Below are 20,702 nucleotides of genomic sequence, written 5' to 3'. Positions count from 1 at the left end.
TTGGTAAAGCAATAATATATGTGAGGTTTGACCGCGTCAGAAATCCTGAGAATTCTTTCTTACAAAAAGAAAAAACCTTACCAGAATTGGCAAGGCTATGCAATAATAATTTTGAGGTGGGAAGGTAATAGCTTGTGAATAGAGTTAAACTGTCGCTTTATCTGATTTGATGAGCTTGGAGAACTTTGAATCCTCACTATTTCCAGAAGCTTTTACAATTTCATATAGTTCCTCTCTAGCGTCCTCAATAGTTTCAAATGCTTCGAAAAACTTCACTCTAATATAATTGACATATTCTTTCTCTTCATATTTTTCATATAATTGGATCTTAGTGTTTTCGTCCAACACTTTGACAATGGTGTAAGTTGCCTTTAGCTTGTCAAAAAAGAAAAATTGATATGATTCTACAGTTTCAAGTCCCTCATTATCCAATACGGTTTGAAAAGTATCCTTATTCGTTAATACAATATATTTTCCCATCCATATCCACTCCTTAATTTAATAGAATCCTTACTGTTCATTATCCTTCTAGCGTGGTTCCCCTCCCAAATGTTAAGAATGTAGTATTTTGTATACCAAAAACGTTTGGTTATTAGTTTATATCAAGAAAAAAGTTTAATCAAGGAATTATTTTCAGAATTTTTTATTTATTATTTTAAAAATCTCTTCAAAAGCTTGATAACGGTATACCAGAAGCTTATAAAAAATTTTTTTCGAAATGTAAGGGTTTACATAAAAGGGAGTTTGTAGCTATAATAAAAATATTCTTAAAATTGTGACATAAATCACTGCAAAGGAGGTGGTTTTATGCCGAAAGTAACATTGCATGTCGATGGAGAGATTATTCAGCAAGAAGTGAAAGACAATGCTAATTTAGTTGTACTTGCTGGAATTAAACAGTTTCCAAAGCTTAAATATGGCTGTGGAATGGGTAAGTGTACCAGGTGTACATGCCGGGTGATTGAAGGCGGAGAACAACTGGCTCCACCAAACTGGAAAGAAGAAAAGATGCTTGGAGGAAAGTTGGAAGAAGGTTATCGACTCACATGTCAGCTAACCGTTAAAGATACTTTAGAAATCTCCCAGGAAAATATTAATATCAAACGGAAGAAAAAAGTATTGACGGAAAGTGGAAATCGTAAGTAAATTTTTTCAATTTAACAAGGTATACAATATACCAGAGTGTGGGAGGTGATTTGATATGACCGCATATCTGTTGAATGACATGACTTGGGAAGAAGTAAGAGATGCTTTGGGAACTGTAAAGTTAGCTGTTATTCCCATAGGAGCTCACGAACAACATGGCCCTCATATGGTAGAAAGTTGTGATGCTATCCTTGCCACTAAGATGGCAAATCTCTTAGCAGAAGAAATGTATCCCCATATTATCGTTACTCCAACAGTTAATATGGGGATTTCGCAGCACCATCTTAACTTTCCAGGCACTATTGCTTTAAAGCCAGATACCCTAATTGCTATTTTGAAAGATATTGTCACATCACTTAAACACCATGGTATTACTAGATTTTTGTTTTTAAATGGGCATGGTGGAAATCAATCAACATTAAATGTAGCCAGTACTGTTTTATCAACAGAAGAAGACGTTGAAGTGTATTATGCCAAGACTACTGGATCTGCAAAAAAAGCAGTATCTGAGAATATTACTTCTTCTATTTTTGGACATAGTTGTGAAAGGGAAGTTTCCGAAGCCTTATATCTGGCTCCATCATTGATTCGTCCTGAGAAATTGACTAAAGGGGATCTCAATGAAAGGGGGCGATATAAACAATTGAGACCAGGTAGAGCAATTCAGGGATTTTATCGATATGAAGAAATGACGAATAATGGCAATATTGGAGATGCAACAAAAGCTTCAAAGGAAATAGGAGAAAAAATTGTATGGGAAGCGATAGAGAATATAAAATCTTCCTTAGAAGAAATTCTAGACTGTAAGGTAGGTTCTGTATATTAAATTAAAAAGATAAATAAAAAGTCTGTTTTGTACGATTGGCCAGCCAATTAAACGAAAGGGTGAATGCGATGGAATTATCTGCAGCTCATTGGGTATATGCTGGTGTCACTTTCTTAGTTATCGTAACTATGCTGTTTCGTAGAGGTGTTATATTACCAACGATTGTAGGTACTTTTTTAGTTGCATGGATTTACACAGGATCATTTGTCGGTGGTTTTCAAGCAGTTTTCAATGCTAATCTTGTGGCTGCGCGTGAATTGTTCAGCATTTTCTTAATTATTACCCTTATGGTTGCTCTGTTAAACTCTTTAAGGGATATCGGGGCAGATGAAAAAATGATAGCTCCAATACAGAAAGTGATGGTTAACGGCCATATTGCTTTCTTGGTGCTCATGGGGGTTACCTACACCATATCTTTATTTTTCTGGCCAACACCAGCAGTACCATTGATCTGTGCTTTGTTAGTTCCGGCAGCAATTCGAGCAGGGCTTCCAGCTATGGGTGCAGCTGTCATAGTCGCAATTGCAGGGCAAGGAATGGCGTTGTCTTCGGACTATATCATACAGGTCGCTCCCATGATGAGTGCAACAGCAGCTGGTATTAACACAACCCTAGTTGCTGACAAAGCATTAATTATTTCACTTATTACAGGTGGAATTGCAGTGGTAGTAGCCTATCTTACTATTCGGAAATCGATTCTTAAGCCAAACAGCGAAGAATCGAATCTATCCCTTCAAAAGTATCAATTAATGACTAGTTCAAATTCTCCTGAATCAGAAATAGCAGCTACAACTGAGAATGCTACTTTTGAAGGAAGGCGTGAAAAATGGGGGAAAATTTTTGCCGTTCTTGTACCTCTTGCTTTGTTATCAGTAATGTTGTTCATGTTTTCTACCAAACTTGGTAATAAGGGGAGCGGTGGATTTGAAGGCGGAGATGGCGCAGCCTTCATCGGTGGTGTTGCAGCATTATTACTTATATTAGCTTCTGTAGCATTTCGCAGAGTCAATGCGCTTGATAAAATCGGTGACCATTTCAGTGAGGGGTTTGTATTTGCTTTCCGGGCAATGGGACCGGTCATACCAATAGCTGGTTTCTTTTTCTTAGGAAGCTCTGATTTCACAGGTCCGATTCTATCCTTAGGGGAAGATTCGAAAACCCCAGCTTTCTTATTTGACCTTGTACAAGCCTCCCAGACATTTATTCCTGAAAGTACATTGCTGACAGCTTTTGGGATATTGATTGTTGGTATCATTACCGGCCTTGATGGCTCTGGTTTCTCAGGGCTCCCTTTAGTAGGTTCCTTGTCAGGTGCGATGGCCAATAGCACCGGTGTGGACCCCAGCACACTTGCAGCTATCGGCCAAATGGGGTCGATTTGGACTGGTGGCGGCACATTGATCGCCTGGTCTTCTTTAGTAGCTATAGCAGGGTTTTGTGGGGTTTCTGTTCTCGATCTCGCTAGAAAGAATTTCATTCCTGTTGTTTCCGGCCTATTTATTTCAACAGCATTTGCGGTGTATTTCATGTAATTAATAAAGTAGGTCAGATAAAAAAGTTTAAAAAATTCAGATAATAATGTTTACAAACAAATTTATGTGAGTTACTATTAAACCCATGGTATACCAAAACTAATATTATATTTAGTAAACTATGTCTTTAAATAAAGTTAATTGAAAAGGCTTACACGAGATATAGTTTATTTTCCTAAAGTTTTTGGTATACAAAATACAATGTACAAAATACAAGGATGCAGTTAAACCTGCATGAATAAGTTCAAGGAGGAGTTTACTAATGGCAAAACTATTATCTAAAGACGAGTTTCGTAAAGAACTGGAAGAGGCGATCAAAGGGAATCACAGTCAAAAGGCACCTTTTACAGTAGCATGGGCGGAAGGGAAACTTGAAAGAAAACATTTTGCTAGATGGGCTGAGAACCACTACCACTATGTTGGACCATTTGCTAACTATCTTGCTTACATTTATCACAATACTCCTGAAGGCCCAGAATTTGAAGATGCAAAGGACTTTACTCTACAAAACATGTATGAGGAAGAGATTGCTGCCGACCGTCATACAGACCTCTTAATCCGCTTTGCTGAAGCTTGTGGAACAACAGGTGAACGAGTTAGAAACCCTAAAAATATGGCAGCTACCACACTAGGGCTGCAAAGCTGGTGTTATTCTGTAGCAGCTCGTGAAAACTTTGTAGTAGCAACAGCAGCACTGGTTGTAGGGTTAGAATCTCAAGTTCCAGATATTTACCGGAAACAAACGCCAGTTCTTCGTGAAAAATATGGGTTCAATGATGAAGAAATTGAATTCTTTGACCTTCACATTGTATCTGATGAAATTCACGGGGAGAGGGGTTACAAGATTGTACTAGAACATGCCAATACTCCTGAACTGCAACAACAATGTTTAGAGGTTGTCCGCACTGGAGCTGAAATGCGCCGCATGTACATGGATGGCCTGTGGAGAGAATACCTGGAGCAAGACTTAGGATCTCTAGTAAAAGCCTAATTCAAAAGAATTAACAGGGAACTATCAATAAATGAATAAAGTGGCAGTTTCCTAGGAAACTGCCACTTTGTCTTCATAGACTACAAATGGGGAAAGGTGGATGCAAATGTTAACAGCTAAAGCTGAAATTATTAAAAATTTAATCGATGGTGATTGGGTATCTTCTGGAAATGAGGAAACTTTAAACAGTATTAATCCTGCTAATAAGGAAGAAGTAGTGGCAGTTTTCCAGGCCTCTCAAGTGGAAGATGTAAAAAGAGCTATAGAAGCTGCGAATCAGGCTTTCCAGAGCTGGGCGAACACGCCTCCATCGAAAAGAGCGGCAATATTAAATAAAGCAGCCGATTATCTTGAAAGTAACGTTGAACAATTTGCTGAAGAACTAACACGTGAAGAAGGGAAAGCGATTGGAGCATCAAAAAAAGAAGTAATGAGATCTGCTCAAACGCTTCGCTATTATGCAGTGGAAGGGCAAAGTCATACAGGGGAAACATTCCCGCAGGACGACCCTGATATGAAGGTGACATCAGAGCTAGAACCACTCGGTGTTGTGACGGTAATAACGCCTTGGAATTTCCCGATCTCTATTCCAGCAAGAAAAATCGCCCCTGCATTAATTACAGGTAATACGGTTGTTTTTAAACCATCTTCGGAGACACCATTAATTGCATATCGACTAGTGGAAGCCCTTTATCATGCAGGTCTTCCAAGTGGAGTGCTTAATTTTATAACGGGCAATTCCCGGGATATTGGAGATAGTCTGGTGGATCATCCAGCTGTTAAAGCGGTAACGTTTACTGGTTCCACTGGAGCTGGAGAGCGGATTCACAAAAATGTATCATTGGATACTCGTACTCAGATGGAACTGGGAGGGAAAAATCCAATTATCGTAATGGATGATGCAGATATAAATCAAGCTGCTCAATTAACTATTAATGGCGGCTTTTCTTTGACTGGGCAAGCTTGTACAGGAACAAGCAGAGCAATCGTAATGAAGGAAGTTAAAGAGAAATTCCTTCAAGCATTAGTGGAAAAAACTAGTTCTTTAAAAGTTGGTGACGGATTTAAAGAAGGTGTGACACTCTGTCCCCTTGCCAGTGAGAAACAGCTTCAAAACGTATTAAATTACATTGCAATTGGAAAAGAAGAAGGAGCTTACTTAGTTTATGGCGGGGAACAGCTGACTGAAGGCGAACATCATTCTGGTTATTATATGGAGCCTACCATCTTTTCCAATGTTACACCGAACATGAGAATTGCCCAGGAGGAAATTTTCGGTCCTGTCATTGCTGTTATGGAGGTAGAATCATATGAAGAAGCAATTTCGGTGGCTAATGGAGTAGACTACGGTCTTTCTGCGTCGATTGTTACTAATAATTTGAAGACCGCCCAACTATTTACAAAAGAAATTCAAGCAGGAACGGTGAAAGTTAATCGGACGACTACTGGAAATTTAATCAACGCTCCATTTGGTGGGGTTAAAAAATCCAGTACTTCAACATTCCGTGAATCAGGAAGAGCCGGTCTTGAGTTTTTCACACAAATTAAAACAGTGTACGTAGGATCTTGATTATTTAGGGATAAGGAGATGACTAGTCAATGAAAAAGGTAATGAAATTGGAGTTAGAAGAGGCAAAATTAATTATTGAAGCGGCAAAAAAGAAGTCTGAAGAAATTAATGTATTAGAAACAATTGCTGTCGTAGATGACGGTGGAAACCTGATAGCTCTTGAACGAATGAATGGAGCTCGAATCACAGGAGCTGAGATTTCAATCGCAAAGGCTTATACAGCGGCTGGACATAAGCGATCTACACATTTATTTAACAAAGAGCCAAATGGACCAGTTCTTCCAGGTAATGAAGCATTTGGCATTCAGCACATGCTTCCTGGAAAATTTGCCGTTTTCGTAGGAGGATTTCCCATTGTTGTAGATGGTGAAGTAATTGGAGGGATTGGAGTCAGCGGAGGAAACGGTGAGCAGGATACATCCGTAGGTACGGCCGCCTTGAATGCCCTTCAAGAACATCTCATCTCTAAAAATCATGAAGTGGTTACAGAAGCTGACATAAAGAAATAACGGTCGTTTCAAAAGGTCCTCTTGATAACGTTAATTAAGAAAGAAGGAGATTACCATGAAACAATTTATGGACCTTACGATCGGCTTCGCAAGGACAGGCGTTACAGGGTATGGTGGGGGTCCTTCCACCATACCCTTGATTGAATATGAAGCTGTCAAGAAATATAAATGGATGACAGAAGGTGAGTTTGTCCAAACTTTAGCGCTAGCTAATACGCTTCCGGGTCCGATAGCTACGAAAATGGCCGCTTACATCGGTTATCAGGTGAAAGGGAAAATGGGAGCAGTGGTAGCTATCCTAGCCCATATTTTACCTTCCTTAATCGGTATGCTAGCCATGTTAGGATTTCTCTATAGTTATAGGTCTTCCCCGATAGTCAGTGGTATGGTGCAAGGGGTAACACCCATTATTGGAATCATGTTAATGGGGATGGCGTATAAGTTTGCGGATAAAGCACGTAAAGGTCTTGGTGTTTCTCCAGTGTTGGTGCTGGGAGGATGTTCAATAGTAGTTTTGGAAGTTTTGCATATACATCCAGGGATCATGATTGGAGTTTGTTTAGTGGGCGGGTTTGTGTTTGCTACTTTTAAACGGGACAGAGTACGGCAGGATGTCACTCCTCAGAGAAAGGAAAAAAGTATATGATATACTGGGATATTTTTTGGGCATTCTTTATTTCGAATTTGTTGGGGTATGGCGGTGGCCCGTCCACTATTCCGCTTATCCAGAATGAGGTCGTTGATAGGTACGAATGGATGACCCTTAACGAATTTGGTGATCTATTCGCTATTGCTAACGTGTTACCAGGCCCGATCGCGACCAAAATGGCAGGGTTCATTGGATATCAAGTGGGAGGAGGCCTGGGTTCCTTCTTAGCTTTAGCTGCGACAATACTACCCTCGGCAATTGCGGTAATACTCTTGTTTAAGTTTGTCAATGTTTTCAAAGAATCTCCCCAGGTCAAGTTAATGACAAAAACTGTTCAGCCAGTCATTGCCATTCTACTTGGTGTATTGGCATATAACTTTTTTCTGACTGCTTTAGAAGACAGTGGATTGATGCACCTTACGATATTGACAGCAGCAGGATTACTGTCTATGAACAAACTTAAAGTACATCCAGCTCTTGTCATAATTGGTTCCTTGTTTTATGGAGGAATGTTTCTTTCATAAAATAACAAAGATTGTGATAAAGGCGGTCAAGAAATTCTTGACCGTCTTTATAATTACATTTTGTATACAAAATCCTAATAAATACATGACTAATCTGATAAAATAGAATTAATAGGTAGAAAAAATTAACTCTAGGAATACACTGCTTAGGTAGTAAAGGGTGAAAGTAGGTGAAAATGGTATGAAATGGGCAGAGGACGAACTATTATCCATACGTGAACGTGCTTATCGTTACTTAAAAGATTTAATCTTGGAAGGGGAATATAAACCAGGAGATCGATTGATTGAAAGGGAGCTTGCCACTAAGCTCAATATAAGCCGGACACCGATTCGTGAAGCGTTATTCCGGTTGGAGTCGCAGGGGTTCGTAAAAACAGTGCCTCGGAAAGGGGTAATCGTTACCAATATCTCAGAAGAAGAAGTGATCGAAGTATTTACAATTTTATCTTCGCTTGAAGTGCTTGCAGCCAGGCTTGCTGCACAACGAATGGATGAATCCACACAAAAAGAAATGGATGCTAAAATCGCTCAGTTGGAAAAACTGGAAGGTCAAGACGAAGAAAGTTTTGATAATGAACATATCGAGATGAATATGCTTTTATATAAAGCATCTAAAAGTCCAAAGCTATATGATATATTAACTGGCTTGACGGATTACATTCAAATGTCAGCAAACATGGGGTATGAAACACCTGGCCGGAGAAAGGAATCCTTGAGAGAGCATATACAAATGATGAAAGCATTAAGAAATAAAGAAGCTGAAATGGCAGAGTATTTAACCAAAATCCATATTGAAAACTCCAAAAAAGCATATATCAATTTTGTCGAAAAGCAAAAAGAAAAAAAGAAGACGATTGTCGATTAAAATGCAGGGTCCAGGAGACCCTGCATTTTTATACTTTAAGAAAGTTTAACTTTCTTAAAAGGTAAAAGTATAAGAAAAACTTAGGTTTTCGCCATAAGGACTTGGTGATAAGCCAAGCTTTTCTAATGCCACATATTCATACACCAATGACAACGGGAGAAGTGAAGTCACTTAACGCTTTACAGATGCTCATAGCAACGATATAACCAGATTTCGGATTATTCGCTGAAGGGGTGTTCTGTATGGTGAGTTCAACTTCCCCAAAAAATCCTTTGGCCACAATTTTGTGTGTATTACTAGTTACTTTAGGATCCACTAAAACCTGTACCTTGGTTTTTTCAAATCCTATTCCCGCCAGGCTTATGGCAGCAGAGACATTGGTGCTTTGTGGGAATAGTTTAGCCGCTTCCCTTGCAGTCCCTTCGTAAATGATATGCTCTTCTACAATGTTGTCTAAGTCGACTTTATCTTCAGCAATTGTGCCACGCCATGCTTCAGGCGGCTTCCTTGTTATTAATTTAACTTCCTCGATCTGTTGAAAAGTTGATGCAGCAATTCTATCGAGTCCTCCTATTGCGGCAGAAGGAAGGATAAGCTTACGATTATGCTTCAGGGCTGCCTCTCGTACGCTATTTAGCAGCTCTTCATCAGCGAATGCTCCGACAGAAACCGTAATGAAATGGCTTCCTGAGGAAAGCGATCGAACAGCGTATTGATATACTGCCTGATGTCCAGCACATTCTACGATTATATCTAGGTCAGAATTAAAAAATTCCTCTTCATTATCTGTATGAAGAATATCGTTAGCAGGAAGGTTATTATAGGTTTCTTTATTCCTTAACAGGATTAAAGAAACAGTTACACCTTCTACTTTTCCATCTTTTATATACTTCGTTACGTCCTTGCCAATGGATCCATACCCAATCAAACCTACTTTTAGCATATGTTATTTTCACCTTCCCGATAATAAAATCCCAATATGGTATACCAACAATTATATAGAAACAATACTCGGAATTCAATATTGGCGCCAAATATAGTGCTATTTTAATTTTTAATGTTGTCAGAATATTTTTAATATGGTATATTGTATACCAATAACATCAATAGGGAGGATTTATAGATGCCAAAAATCAATTATGCTACCAGTGGAAAAGTTATTGAGGTACCGGAAAATTCTAATATTCTTAGAATGTCGTTAAGATATGATGGGGAACTTCCCAATAAATGTGGTGGAGGGATCTGTGGGACTTGTGTATGCAAAATAGAAGAAGGTGCTGAATTTTTAGATAAAGTTAAAATACAAGAAAGAAGAAAACTAGGTGATGACTGGCTCGACAAAGGTTATCGACTAGGCTGTCAATCGTTTGTGACTGAAGGGGATGTTACCGTTTCATGGGATGAAGAAGTGACAAAAACAGTGAAAAAGAGAAAGCCGGATAAAATTAAAAAGGAAAAAGTAGCTGCGAGAGATTGAAGATAGAGTCAGGGTGAAAGCCGGCACAAAATGAAAGGGTTTTCATAAAACTCATTAACAAAAGGGGTGGAAAATATGTGGACTTGCACCAAGCATGTAAAAAAAGCTATTCGATTATTGGACGTGCCTCATATCCGTAAAGCTCCAGAAGGTGTCACGTGTTCTTTTTGTAATCATAAAGCAACCCTGAACGTGTACTATGCCCATATGCCATGTAAATTTAAAATGGCAAATCAGTATTCTAGTAAACAAAGTGTTTAATAGAGTTAGTTTTGATTAATCTAAGGGAAGTTCAAGAAGGGAAGCGAGACGGTGCCATTTGAAAAATTGGAAATCGAAGATAGGCTGCATGCTTATGGGCTGCATTTACCTAATTTATCCAACCCAACCGGACACTATGTGAAAGCAGTTGAAGTAAACAATTTATTATATATCAGTGGAATCACTTGTAAGTGGAACGGTGATTTGCCCTATAAAGGAAAATTAGGAAAAGATTTTTCCATTAAAGAAGGATATGAAGCATCCAAAATATCTACCTTAAATCATTTAGCTATCATAAAGGACATGTTCGGGGGATTTAATCGGGTGGACCGTATTATCAAATTGACTGGATATGTTAATTGCATAGACGGTTACTCAAATATACCAGATGTTGTGAATGGGTCGTCTGACCTGTTAGTCCACTTGTTTGGTGAAAATGGAAAGCATGCAAGGTGTGCGGTAGGAGTCAGTTCATTGCCTGGAAATGCGGCAGTTGAAACTGATCTCCTTCTTTCAATTAAGTGAATAAAGCGACACGGTAGAATTACATTACAGAAAAGAGGTTGCTAACATGAAGCAAGATGAATGCTTTGATATAACTATCATAGGAGGAGGTCCAAGTGGATTATTTACCGCTTTTTATGGTGGATTAAGGCAGATGAAGGTAAAGATAATTGAAAGCATGCCTCAATTAGGTGGTCAGCTTTCAGCCTTATATCCTGAGAAATACATTTATGATGTCGCTGGGTTCCCTAAGATTCGAGCCCAGGAATTAGTAGATAACTTAACAGAGCAGGCAATGCAGTTTGAGCCAACTATCTCCTTAGGAGAATCTGTTCAAAGTGTAGAGCGTCTCGAAGATAATTCATTTTTATTAACTACCAATACAGGTGAAAAGCATTACACAAAAACTATTATAGTAACTGCAGGAGCTGGAGCATTCCAACCGAGATTATTAAAACTTCAAAATGCACGTCAATATGAAAATAAAAACCTTTTTTACTTTGTTAAAGATCTCAATCGATTTTCTGGACAGAGAGTTGTTGTATGTGGCGGAGGCGATTCAGCTGTCGACTGGGCTAATATGCTTGAACCTATAGCCAAAGAAGTTACCTTGATTCATAGAAGGGATAAGTTCCGGGCTCATGAACATAGTGTGGATCATCTGATGAATTCCAAAGCCAAGGTAAGGACACCTTATGTTGTAAAAGATGTTACCGGTAATGAAAATAAGATTAATAAACTGATTATAGAAAATGTTAAAGATCAAGGGTTGGATGAAATAGATGTTGATGCCTTGCTCGTAAATTACGGGTATGTCTCATCGCTTGGCCCAATCAAAGACTGGAATCTCACAATTGAAAAGAACTCTATTGTCGTCAATTCAAAAATGGAAACAAGTGAACAAGGGATATATGCAGTTGGAGATATAGCAACTTACGAAGGGAAAATAAAGCTAATTGCAACTGGGTTTGGTGAAGCTCCTGTGGCCGTAAGTAATGCAAAAACATATATAGATCCCAATGCTCGTATGCAGCCTCTCCACAGTACCAGTGTCATGGGTGATAAAGAGAAGAAAAGTGCTTTGGTAAAAGCTTAAATTGCCAAAATATATAATGATAAAGGAGTAGTGAAGTAATGGCGAAATTTACAATAGTCGACCAGGAAACTTGTATCGGTTGTGGGTCATGCGGGGCAATTTCCCCTGAAATCTATGATTATGATGAAGAGGGTATTGCGTATGTGAAGCTGGATGACAATAATGGCTGCAAAAAAATACCTGATGACTTAATAGAAGATGTAGAAGATGCATCAGAAGATTGTCCGACAGAGTCGATCAAAATATACAATGAACCTTTAATAAAGGTATAAAAGATAAGAATGAGTCAGTAACTGAATTCAATTGACTTATTTATATAGATGATTTCGTTACTATATCGAAGTCATCTTTTTTAATCTATATAAATCCCTTCCAAATTATCCCTCCACCAGAGGTTTAAAAGTGTGCATTTAAAGCTATTATATATGTAACCGTTATCAAGACAAAATGCGACAAAACATTTCAGAAAATTAGCATAAAAACAATTGTAATCAAGATAAGAACATTTTATGCTAGTAATACAAGTTCACTTGAACGGGCTTTAAATCAACTAGAAGGGGAGTGGTAGATTGTTAGATTTTACCGCTTTAGAACATGACGTTTATTTATTCCACCAAGGAAACCTCCGATACAGCTACGAACTTCTCGGGGCACACCAAGATACACAAAATGGTACTCCAGGCATCCGATTCATGGTCTGGGCGCCGAATGCACAGCAGGTCAGTGTTGTCGGCGACTTTAATGAATGGGATGGCAGGGAACACCCGATGAAGAAATTGAATGAGAACGGGATCTGGCATACGTTCATCCCTCACCTTGAACAAGGGGAAATTTATAAATATGAAATCCTCACTCCCCACGGACATCTGCAGCTGAAAGCAGATCCTTATGGATTCTCCAGTGAATTGCGGCCGAATACAGCTTCGGTCATCTATCCGCTTGACAATTATCAATGGAATGACGATCTATGGATGAAGCGCCGCGAAGAGATGAATTTCTATGAATCTCCCATTTCCATCTATGAGCTCCATTTGGGATCGTGGAAAAACATTGAGCCTGAAGTCTATTATAATTACCGCGATTATGCAGAGGAAGTTATACCCTATGTCAAAGAGCTGGGATACACCCATATCGAACTGCTTCCGATCACTGAGCATCCGTTTGACCGCTCCTGGGGTTATCAGACTACGGGGTATTATGCTGTGACCTCCCGATACGGCACACCGGATGACTTCCGTTATTTTGTTGATCAGTGTCATCAGCATGGCATTGGTGTCATTCTGGATTGGGTGCCAGGCCATTTTTGTAAAGATGCCCATGGTCTTCGCCGATTTGATGGAGAGGCACTCTATGAATATGAGAATCTTTTGAAAGCGGAGAAGCCACAATGGGGGACGCTGACGTTTGACTTTGGCCGCAATGAAGTACAGAGCTTTCTCATTTCCAATGCGATTTACTGGCTGAAGGAGTTTCACCTGGACGGCTTACGAGTGGATGCCGTAGCCAGCATGCTTTATCTTGATTTTGGCAAGGAAGAGGACGAATGGGAAACGAATGAGCATGGAGGCAGGGAAAATCTTGAAGCCATCGCATTCATTAAAAAAATGAATGAGGCTATTTTTGAAGAAGTACCGAATGTATTGATGATGGCGGAAGAATCCACGTCTTATCCGCTTGTCAGCGCTCCGACTTACATTGGCGGGCTTGGTTTCAATTATAAATGGAACATGGGCTGGATGAACGATATGCTCCGTTATATGGAAATGGATCCGGTGCACCGTAAATATAATCATAATCTCATTACGTTTTCGTTGTTCTATGCTTTTTCCGAGAATTTCGTCCTCCCGATTTCTCATGATGAAGTTGTTCATGGCAAGAAATCATTGTTGAATAAGATGCCGGGGGATTACTGGCAGAAGTTTGCCAACTTACGGGCGTTTTTGGCTTTTATGTACGCCCATCCGGGTAAAAAGTTGTTATTCATGGGATCGGAATTTGGTCAATTCGATGAGTGGAAGGACTTGGGGGACCTTGACTGGGAGCTGTTGGACTATGATTCCCATGCATCGGTACTCGACTATGTCAAACAGCTGCATCAATTTTATAAGGACATGCCTGCCTTATGGGAACTGGATCATAATGAAGATGGCTTCTCATGGATAGACCCTCATAATTTCGAGCAGAGCATCATATCTTTTATACGTTGCAGTAGGACACCGAAAGACCAGCTTCTGGTTGTCTGTAATTTTACACCAGTAGTTTATCACGACTATAAAGTCGGAGTACCGCAGCCCGGGCATTATGAGGAGATATTCAATAGCGACGCAGAACATTTTGGCGGATCCGGCCAGAGAAACGGATTAAAGGCTGCATCTGTCCCAGAGCCATGGCAGGGGCAGAATCATCATATTAAAATGACGATACCGCCGCTTGCGGTAACTTTTTGGAAACGAATCAATGGACCGAAGGGGGACTAAATCATGAAAAAAGAATGTGTAGCGATGCTATTAGCCGGAGGCCAGGGAACGAGACTGAAATCACTCACCAAGCAGATTGCAAAGCCTGCTGTCTATTTTGGAGGGAAATACAGAATCATTGATTTTCCATTGAGTAACTGTACCAATTCGGGGATTGATACGGTAGGAGTCCTCACCCAATATGAACCATTGATTTTGAATAACTATATCGGAATTGGCAGTGACTGGGATCTCGATCGCAAATACGGCGGTGTTTCTGTTCTGCCGCCATATGTTCAGTCCGAAGAAGGGGGAGGCTGGTATACGGGAACAGCTAATGCTATCTATCGAAATATCAAATTCCTCACCCAGTATGACCCTGAACATGTCCTTGTTTTATCGGGAGACCATATTTATAAAATGGATTACAGCGATATGCTTGACTATCATAAGGGGAGCGGCGCGGATGCTACGATTTCAGTCATAGAGGTACCATGGGAGGAAGCGAGCCGGTTCGGTCTGATGAATACCAATGACTCAGGTGTAATCACGGAATTCGAAGAAAAACCAGAACACCCGAAGAGTAATTTGGCTTCCATGGGTGTCTATATTTTCCGGTGGGACATCTTAAAGCGCTATTTAATCGATGATGCCAATAATGAAAATTCTTCCAATGACTTCGGAAAAGATATCATCCCCGCGATGCTCGGCGACTACAAAAAGATGATGGCTTACACATTTGATGGCTACTGGAAAGACGTGGGGACGGTGGCAAGCTTATGGGAAGCCAACATGGATTTACTGAAAGAGAAACAGGAACTTGATTTGAATGATTACTCCTGGCGCATTTACTCGAAAAGTCCGAACCAGCCTCCGCAGTATATCTCGCATGAAGCGACCGTTCATAATGCTCTGATTAATGAAGGCTGCCGGATTCACGGAACGATTGACCACTCTGTTATCTTCTATGGGGTGCATGTCCAGGAAGGGTCCATTATCCAGGATTCGGTTATCATGCCGGAAGCTAAAATAGGAAAAAATGTGACCATCAACCGTGCCATTATCGCGGCTGGGAGTGTGATCGAGGATGGGGCAGTCATCGGGGACGCATCACCTAAAAGCGATATTACGTTAGTTGCAGATGAAGACAGTGTGTTAGCAAAAAGTTATTTGGAGCAAATTATAAAATAGGAGGATGGTAGTCGATGGATCGTATAGCAGGAATCATAAATCTAGACCATGAACAAGATGTATTGGATGAACTCACTTATTTTCGGTGCAGTGCCGCTGTCCCATTTGCCGGACGTTACCGAATGATCGACTTTACCATATCCAATATGAGTAATTCCCGAATCGAGTCGATTGCTGTTTTCGCCAGACGGAAATACCGTTCGCTTATGGATCATTTGGAGCAAGGGAAAGCCTGGGATCTGGATCGTAAACGTGGGGGATTGTTCATTCTTCCTCCAGACTGGAATGACCCGACGGATATATCAAAAGGGGATCTGCAGCATTTCCATAATAATATTGATTTTATCACCCGTACGTTTGCCGACTATGTCGTCGTCTCCGGGACACAGAATATTTGCAACATAAACTTTCGTGATGTGCTGGAGGAACATAAAGCATCCGGTGCTGATGTGACGGTCGTCTATAAAAAGGTGGAGGAGCTGTACCCCGAACATAAGCGCGCCCATAAACTTACGATTGACGAAAGTGGCCGGGTTACCGATATCCATAATAACCAACGGAGCAACAATGTCTATATGGATATGTATATTCTGGAAAAGAATTATTTATATGGGATGATTGAAGACTGCATAGCTCACGGTTGTTCCCACTTTTTCCTTGATGGCATTAAAGCGAGGCTGCCTCAAATCCATATGCATGCTTATGAATATAAGGGGGCGCACGCGCTTATCAATTCGGTAGAAAGCTATTACCGGCATAGTGCGAGCCTGCTGAATGGGGCTAACCATGATGATTTATTCAAAGAGGAAGCACCTATATTTACAAAGGTGAAAAATGAGCCTCCGACAAAGTATTCCCAGGATTCGAACGTTACGAATACCTTGGTCGCCAATGGTTGTGTCATTGACGGACAGGTGGAAGACAGCATTTTGTTCCGTGGAGTGAAAGTGGGCAAAGGGGCAGTAATCAAAAACTCGATCATTATGCAGCGTTGTGAAATCGACAGCAATGCAGTATTAGAAAATGTCATCCTGGATAAGGACTGTCGTATTTCTAATAGCCGGACGTTGATTGGAGTCCCTGAGAAGCCTTATGTCGTAGCAAAACGTGTGTCCATGTAGGAGATTGCCTATCACGGCAATCTTTTTACAATTTCTACATGTGATGAAATGAACAGGTAAAAGGAGTGAACAGAATGGAAATATTGATGGTAGGATCCGAATGCACCCCATTCATCAAAACAGGCGGACTTGCAGATGTACTGGGTTCACTTCCGCAGGCACTGAAGGAACAGGGGGATGATGTTCGTATTGTCCTTCCGAAATATCAGGAGATCAGTGAGGAATGGAAAGCACAAATGAAACCATTGCTCGAATTGAACGTTACCCTTGGCTGGCGCAATCAGTATGCCGGGGTGGAATACATCGAACAGAATGGCGTAACCGTCTATTTCATTGATAATGAATATTATTTCAAGCGTTCGAATTTGTATGGATATGGGGATGAAGCGGAACGGTTCGTTTTTTTTAACCGTGCCGTAATGGAAATGATTAAAGCGCTCGACTGGACACCTGATGTCATCCATTGCCATGACTGGCAGAGCGGTCTGATTCCAGTCTTTCTCCACACACATTACAAGGATGATCCAATCTTTGAAAGTATGAAAACAGTCTTTACGATTCATAACCTGAAATACCAGGGGATATTTTCAGAGTCGGTTTTATATGACTTGATGGAGCTGGACGAGCGCCTGATGACGCCGGAAGGACTCGAGTTTTTCGGAGACATCAACTTCATGAAGGGGGCATTGAATTTTGCTGACCGTATTACGACTGTCAGTGAAACTTATGCAAAAGAGATTCAAACGCCTTATTATGGGGAAAACCTAGATGGAGTATTACGGAGCAAATCCGACCGAATGATCGGCATCGTTAATGGCATCAATATTAAAGATTATGATCCGATGAAGGATGAGGCGCTCGCTTTCCCTTACCGAAGTTCACTGACGAAAAAGTGCCATAATAAATTATGGCTGCAAAGAGAACTAGGCCTGCCGGTGCGGAGTGATGTTCCGATGATCAGCATCGTTTCCAGGCTTGTTGAGCAAAAAGGATTCGATTTGATCGCCCGGATTATCGATGAACTCCTGGATACGGAGGATATTCAGCTGGTCGTGCTAGGCACCGGAGAATACGATTATGAACAAATGTTTCAATGGGCACAATCAAAGTATCCAACGAAGCTGTCCGCGAATATCTTATTCAGTGAATCCTTCTCCCGCCAAGTATACGCGGCAAGCGACATGTTCCTGATGCCGTCCCGGTTTGAACCATGCGGCATCGGACAATTGATCGCCCTCCGTTATCTGGCTGCTCCAATTGTCAGAGAAACAGGTGGTCTTGCTGATACGGTTCAGCCGTACAATGAACAAACAGGGGAAGGGAACGGCTTCACATTTGCGAATTATAATGCCCATGACATGCTGTTCACTATCCGTCGAGCACTTGAATTTTACCAGGATAAAGAGCTCTGGAAACCGCTCATAAAAAATATCACAAAAAGTCAATTCCCGTGGAAGTATTCTGCACGCCGCTATCGTGAGGTGTACGCGCAGGCAATGGAATAGGGCTGTATGAATTGGAGGAAACCGTAATGTTCAGCGACAAAGAGGAATTCAAACAGGCATTTTCCCAGAAGCTCGAGGCTAAGCTAGGCAAAACAGTTGAAACCGCTACAGAGGTGGATGCATATAGAGCTCTTGGTTCGCTGTTGCGTGAAAGAATCGGAACAAAATGGCTGGAGACGAACCAGCGCTATGAACAAGAGAAGGAAAAGCAAGTCTACTATTTTTCCATGGAGTTTCTGATCGGCAGATTGATGGGGAATAATCTCCTGAATATGCAAATAGTCGATGTTGTGGCAGAAGGTTTGAAAGATTTAGGATTCGACCTGGGTGAACTAGAGGAAGAAGAGAGTGACGCAGGCCTGGGTAACGGGGGGCTGGGCCGACTTGCTGCCTGCTTCCTGGATTCCCTTGCCTCCTTGGGGCTGGCTGGTCATGGCTATGGTATCCGGTATAAATACGGTATGTTCGACCAGCAGTTCATCGATGGCAATCAAGTCGAATTTCCTGACTTATGGCTATCACGTGAATTTGTATGGGAAGTCCGTCGCCCGGAAGAAGCAGTGGAAGTCCGTTTCGGCGGTCATGTGTCTTCGAGCAAGGATGAAGATGGCAACCTGCATTTCGACCACCATGATTATGAGCAGGTCCAGGCGGTTCCCTATGATGTCCCGGTTGTCGGCTATAACAGTGATACCGTCAATACGCTGCGCCTCTGGTCTGTAGAAGCGAACCTGGATGATACGATCAAAAAAGCATCAAGGCTGAATGAGTTCGGGAATTTCCTCGGCCACAAGCGCTCCCTTGAAGCGATTTCGGAATTTTTATACCCCGATGATTCCCATGAAGAAGGGAAGCAGCTGCGACTGAAACAGGAATACTTTTTAGTATCGGCAGGGGTTCAGAGTGCCGTGCGTGCTTTTGAACAGCTCGAACTGCCCTGGTCCGCCTTTCCTGAAAAAGTCGCTCTCCATATTAATGACACCCATCCTGCGATGGTGATTCCTGAACTGATGCGGGTTTTGATGGATGAAAAGCAGCTGGGATGGAAAGAAGCCTGGGACATCATTCAAGCCTCGGTTTCCTACACCAATCATACGACCCTGAGTGAAGCGTTGGAGTCCTGGCCTGTGGATATGGTACGGCAACTGCTGCCACGAATTTTTATGATTATAGAAGAAATCAACGAGCGGTTCTGCCAATCGTTATGGGAACAGTATCCGGGAGAATTCGACCGGATCGCTGAACTGGCTATCATTGCCGATGGGCAGGTGAAAATGGCTCACCTGTCGATTGTCGGCAGCCATAGCATCAATGGGGTGGCAAGGCTTCACACCGAGATTTTGAAAAAGCGGGAAATGAAAATTTTTTATAATACATTTCCTGAGCGGTTCAACAACAAGACGAACGGTATTACCCACAGACGCTGGCTGATGCATGCCAATAAGCCGCTTGCCGGACTTCTTACAGAAACAATTGGTGAAAATTGGATCAATGAACCTGGGCGCCTGACGGACCTGCTGGCTTATCAGGAGGATGCAGGTGTATTGAATAGCTTGGACAATATCAAGCAAGCGAACAAAGAAAAGCTGGCTTCCTGGGTTTACGACACGAAAGGAATTTCCCTTGATCCGCAATCGATTTTTGATGTCCATATCAAGCGTCTCCATGGATATAAGCGTCAGCTCTTGAATGCGCTGCATATCATGCATCTGTATAACAAAATCAAAACAGATCCTTCGCTGGAAATGGCCCCAAGAACCTTCTTTTTCGGAGCCAAAGCAGCACAGGGCTATCATTATGCCAAAAAAATCATCAAGCTGATCAATACGATTGCTGACGTGGTGAATAATGACCCGGTAGTAAGCGACAAGCTTAAAGTTGTTTTTCTGGAAAATTATTCGGTTTCCCTTGCGGAACGGATCATCCCGGCAGCCAATGTGAGTGAACAGATTTCAACTGCCAGTAAGGAAGCTTCTGGTACCGGAAACATGAAGCTGATGATGAACGGGGCGTTGACACTTGGAACGATGGATGGGGCCAATGTGGAAATCCATGAACTTGTCGGGGATGACAATATTTACACGTTCGGCTTAAGCTCGGAGGAAGTTTTGGAGTTTTACCGGTCCGGCGGCTATTCCTCGAGGCAGGTGTACGACACAAACGAAGAGGTTCGACTCACTGTCGATCAGCTGATTCATTACAGTCCTTTTTCAAAAGGGGATACAGAATTTCAGGAAATCTATGACTCTCTCGTACATCATAACGATGAATTTTTTGTACTGAAAGATTTCGCAGCTTATGCAGCTGCCCAGCAGCGGGTTAGCTTCGATTACCAGCAGAAACAGGCATGGAACAGAAAGAGCCTGATCAATATTGCACATGCCGGGAAATTCTCCAGTGACCGGACGATTCAGGAATATGCCTCGGATATCTGGAGGATTGCACCAGTAAATACGCTTAAGTGATCAATGAATGGAGG

20 protein-coding genes are annotated in these 20,702 nt (G+C 41.4%); 18 read left to right on the top strand and 2 right to left on the bottom strand.

Features of this window, described 5'->3' with window-relative positions; genetic code table 11:
* Positions 1–144: 144 nt before the first annotated feature.
* The gene (locus tag ACGTNI_RS13035) at positions 145–480 is read right to left on the bottom strand and encodes a hypothetical protein (RefSeq protein WP_394463070.1); all 336 of its coding nucleotides are present in this window, start codon (positions 478–480) and stop codon (positions 145–147) included.
* A gap of 327 nt (positions 481–807) precedes the next feature.
* Between ACGTNI_RS13035 and ACGTNI_RS13030 the strand changes: the two genes are divergently transcribed.
* From ACGTNI_RS13030 to ACGTNI_RS12990, 9 genes are all read left to right on the top strand, one after another.
* Positions 808–1,146: a 2Fe-2S iron-sulfur cluster-binding protein gene (locus ACGTNI_RS13030; protein ID WP_394463068.1), complete on the top strand. Its 339-nt coding sequence runs from the start codon at positions 808–810 to the stop codon at positions 1,144–1,146.
* 55 nt (positions 1,147–1,201) lie between these two features.
* A complete protein-coding gene (locus ACGTNI_RS13025; RefSeq protein ID WP_394463066.1) occupies positions 1,202–1,972 on the top strand; it encodes a creatininase family protein in 771 nt (256 codons plus the stop codon).
* A 68-nt stretch (positions 1,973–2,040) separates the two neighbouring features.
* Positions 2,041–3,504 carry a hypothetical protein gene (locus tag ACGTNI_RS13020; protein WP_394463064.1) on the top strand — a complete coding sequence of 488 codons (1,464 nt, stop codon included), beginning with the start codon at positions 2,041–2,043 and terminating at the stop codon, positions 3,502–3,504.
* 262 nt (positions 3,505–3,766) lie between these two features.
* Positions 3,767–4,495, top strand: coding sequence for an iron-containing redox enzyme family protein (locus tag ACGTNI_RS13015; protein ID WP_394463062.1), 729 nt, complete (start codon positions 3,767–3,769; stop codon positions 4,493–4,495).
* Between the two features lie 106 nt (positions 4,496–4,601).
* Complete coding sequence (locus ACGTNI_RS13010) at positions 4,602–6,065, top strand: aldehyde dehydrogenase family protein (protein WP_394463060.1); 1,464 nt, start codon at positions 4,602–4,604, stop codon at positions 6,063–6,065.
* A 29-nt stretch (positions 6,066–6,094) separates the two neighbouring features.
* Positions 6,095–6,574 (top strand): GlcG/HbpS family heme-binding protein, encoded by a 480-nt coding sequence (locus tag ACGTNI_RS13005; protein WP_394463058.1) that lies wholly within the window; start codon positions 6,095–6,097, stop codon positions 6,572–6,574.
* Between the two features lie 55 nt (positions 6,575–6,629).
* Entirely contained in the window at positions 6,630–7,220 is a 591-nt protein-coding gene (locus tag ACGTNI_RS13000; protein WP_394463056.1) for a chromate transporter, read from the top strand.
* On the top strand, positions 7,217–7,747 hold the full coding sequence (locus tag ACGTNI_RS12995) for a chromate transporter (protein ID WP_394463054.1): 531 nt from the start codon (positions 7,217–7,219) through the stop codon (positions 7,745–7,747). The genes ACGTNI_RS13000 and ACGTNI_RS12995 overlap by 4 nt, the downstream gene beginning before the upstream one ends.
* Before the next feature lie 181 nt (positions 7,748–7,928).
* Positions 7,929–8,612, top strand: a complete 684-nt coding sequence (locus ACGTNI_RS12990) for a GntR family transcriptional regulator (protein ID WP_394463052.1) — start codon at positions 7,929–7,931, stop codon at positions 8,610–8,612.
* 136 nt (positions 8,613–8,748) lie between these two features.
* On the opposite strand, the gene ACGTNI_RS12985 is transcribed toward ACGTNI_RS12990, so the two are convergent.
* On the bottom strand, positions 8,749–9,555 hold the full coding sequence (locus tag ACGTNI_RS12985) for an aspartate dehydrogenase (RefSeq protein ID WP_394463050.1): 807 nt from the start codon (positions 9,553–9,555) through the stop codon (positions 8,749–8,751).
* Positions 9,556–9,735: 180 nt separating this feature from the next.
* Between ACGTNI_RS12985 and ACGTNI_RS12980 the strand changes: the two genes are divergently transcribed.
* The 9 genes from ACGTNI_RS12980 (at position 9,736) to ACGTNI_RS12940 (ending at position 20,688) form a co-directional block, all read left to right on the top strand.
* The gene (locus tag ACGTNI_RS12980) at positions 9,736–10,089 is read left to right on the top strand and encodes a 2Fe-2S iron-sulfur cluster-binding protein (protein ID WP_394463048.1); all 354 of its coding nucleotides are present in this window, start codon (positions 9,736–9,738) and stop codon (positions 10,087–10,089) included.
* A 312-nt stretch (positions 10,090–10,401) separates the two neighbouring features.
* Positions 10,402–10,875, top strand: coding sequence for a RidA family protein (locus tag ACGTNI_RS12975; protein WP_394463046.1), 474 nt, complete (start codon positions 10,402–10,404; stop codon positions 10,873–10,875).
* 46 nt (positions 10,876–10,921) lie between these two features.
* Entirely contained in the window at positions 10,922–11,950 is a 1,029-nt protein-coding gene (locus ACGTNI_RS12970) for an NAD(P)/FAD-dependent oxidoreductase (RefSeq protein ID WP_394463044.1), read from the top strand.
* Between the two features lie 38 nt (positions 11,951–11,988).
* Positions 11,989–12,222, top strand: coding sequence for a ferredoxin (locus ACGTNI_RS12965; protein WP_394463042.1), 234 nt, complete (start codon positions 11,989–11,991; stop codon positions 12,220–12,222).
* A gap of 297 nt (positions 12,223–12,519) precedes the next feature.
* Positions 12,520–14,427, top strand: a complete 1,908-nt coding sequence (gene glgB / locus ACGTNI_RS12960; RefSeq protein ID WP_394463040.1) for a 1,4-alpha-glucan branching protein GlgB — start codon at positions 12,520–12,522, stop codon at positions 14,425–14,427.
* A 3-nt stretch (positions 14,428–14,430) separates the two neighbouring features.
* Positions 14,431–15,597 (top strand): glucose-1-phosphate adenylyltransferase, encoded by a 1,167-nt coding sequence (locus ACGTNI_RS12955; RefSeq protein ID WP_394463038.1) that lies wholly within the window; start codon positions 14,431–14,433, stop codon positions 15,595–15,597.
* Between the two features lie 14 nt (positions 15,598–15,611).
* Positions 15,612–16,718, top strand: coding sequence for a glucose-1-phosphate adenylyltransferase subunit GlgD (glgD, locus tag ACGTNI_RS12950; RefSeq protein WP_394463036.1), 1,107 nt, complete (start codon positions 15,612–15,614; stop codon positions 16,716–16,718).
* Positions 16,719–16,792: 74 nt separating this feature from the next.
* Positions 16,793–18,223: a glycogen synthase GlgA gene (glgA, locus tag ACGTNI_RS12945; protein WP_394463034.1), complete on the top strand. Its 1,431-nt coding sequence runs from the start codon at positions 16,793–16,795 to the stop codon at positions 18,221–18,223.
* Between the two features lie 26 nt (positions 18,224–18,249).
* A complete protein-coding gene (locus ACGTNI_RS12940; RefSeq protein ID WP_394463032.1) occupies positions 18,250–20,688 on the top strand; it encodes a glycogen/starch/alpha-glucan phosphorylase in 2,439 nt (812 codons plus the stop codon).
* The last annotated feature ends 14 nt before the right edge of the window (positions 20,689–20,702 follow it).

Origin of the sequence: Thalassobacillus sp. B23F22_16 (genome assembly GCF_043496955.1) — a bacterium.
Classification (GTDB): domain Bacteria; phylum Bacillota; class Bacilli; order Bacillales; family Halobacillaceae; genus Thalassobacillus; species Thalassobacillus devorans_A.
The sequence above is the reverse complement of the archived record's forward strand: the minus strand, read 5'-3'. Positions and strand labels throughout refer to the sequence as shown.

Excerpts from the sequence above, each read along its gene's own strand:
- ACGTNI_RS13035 (WP_394463070.1), bottom strand. The coding sequence starts at position 480 with ATGGGAAAATATATTGTATTAACGAATAAGGATACTTTTCAAACCGTA.
- ACGTNI_RS13030 (WP_394463068.1), top strand. The coding sequence starts at position 808 with ATGCCGAAAGTAACATTGCATGTCGATGGAGAGATTATTCAGCAAGAA.
- ACGTNI_RS13025 (WP_394463066.1), top strand. The coding sequence starts at position 1,202 with ATGACCGCATATCTGTTGAATGACATGACTTGGGAAGAAGTAAGAGAT.
- ACGTNI_RS13020 (WP_394463064.1), top strand. The coding sequence starts at position 2,041 with ATGGAATTATCTGCAGCTCATTGGGTATATGCTGGTGTCACTTTCTTA.
- ACGTNI_RS13015 (WP_394463062.1), top strand. The coding sequence starts at position 3,767 with ATGGCAAAACTATTATCTAAAGACGAGTTTCGTAAAGAACTGGAAGAG.
- ACGTNI_RS13010 (WP_394463060.1), top strand. The coding sequence starts at position 4,602 with ATGTTAACAGCTAAAGCTGAAATTATTAAAAATTTAATCGATGGTGAT.
- ACGTNI_RS13005 (WP_394463058.1), top strand. The coding sequence starts at position 6,095 with ATGAAAAAGGTAATGAAATTGGAGTTAGAAGAGGCAAAATTAATTATT.
- ACGTNI_RS13000 (WP_394463056.1), top strand. The coding sequence starts at position 6,630 with ATGAAACAATTTATGGACCTTACGATCGGCTTCGCAAGGACAGGCGTT.
- ACGTNI_RS12995 (WP_394463054.1), top strand. The coding sequence starts at position 7,217 with ATGATATACTGGGATATTTTTTGGGCATTCTTTATTTCGAATTTGTTG.
- ACGTNI_RS12990 (WP_394463052.1), top strand. The coding sequence starts at position 7,929 with ATGAAATGGGCAGAGGACGAACTATTATCCATACGTGAACGTGCTTAT.
- ACGTNI_RS12985 (WP_394463050.1), bottom strand. The coding sequence starts at position 9,555 with ATGCTAAAAGTAGGTTTGATTGGGTATGGATCCATTGGCAAGGACGTA.
- ACGTNI_RS12980 (WP_394463048.1), top strand. The coding sequence starts at position 9,736 with ATGCCAAAAATCAATTATGCTACCAGTGGAAAAGTTATTGAGGTACCG.
- ACGTNI_RS12970 (WP_394463044.1), top strand. The coding sequence starts at position 10,922 with ATGAAGCAAGATGAATGCTTTGATATAACTATCATAGGAGGAGGTCCA.
- ACGTNI_RS12965 (WP_394463042.1), top strand. The coding sequence starts at position 11,989 with ATGGCGAAATTTACAATAGTCGACCAGGAAACTTGTATCGGTTGTGGG.
- ACGTNI_RS12955 (WP_394463038.1), top strand. The coding sequence starts at position 14,431 with ATGAAAAAAGAATGTGTAGCGATGCTATTAGCCGGAGGCCAGGGAACG.
- glgD (WP_394463036.1), top strand. The coding sequence starts at position 15,612 with ATGGATCGTATAGCAGGAATCATAAATCTAGACCATGAACAAGATGTA.
- glgA (WP_394463034.1), top strand. The coding sequence starts at position 16,793 with ATGGAAATATTGATGGTAGGATCCGAATGCACCCCATTCATCAAAACA.
- ACGTNI_RS12940 (WP_394463032.1), top strand. The coding sequence starts at position 18,250 with ATGTTCAGCGACAAAGAGGAATTCAAACAGGCATTTTCCCAGAAGCTC.